Origin of the sequence: Mediterraneibacter sp. 210702-DFI.3.120, assembly GCF_020561005.1 — a bacterium.
GTDB classification, from domain to species: Bacteria; Bacillota; Clostridia; order Lachnospirales; family Lachnospiraceae; genus Mediterraneibacter; species Mediterraneibacter faecis.
On the sequence record NZ_JAJCNG010000120.1, the window covers coordinates 1 to 226 of the forward strand.

Here is a 226-nt window from a genome sequence, read left to right on the forward strand (position 1 = left end):
TACATCAGATAGAGAGAAAGGTAGAAAAACCATTTCATTATGAGTGGGTAGAAGGATGGTCAACGCTTCTTGGTAGTACGATTGCGGATCTGGGAGTTGTGATGGCTTTGTTTCTCGGTATTGTTTTATCCTCTTTATTTGCTGGCGAATGGCATGATAATACAAGCGCATTAGTATTGACGACTCGAAATGGTTGGGGGAAAATCGCTCTTGCCAAAATTCTTAC

General features: G+C 41.2%; 1 pseudogene. It reads left to right on the plus strand.

Annotated features, from left to right (window positions below):
• Positions 1 to 226 (plus strand): annotated as a pseudogene (locus tag LI162_RS15465) (ABC transporter permease); the annotation flags it as partial.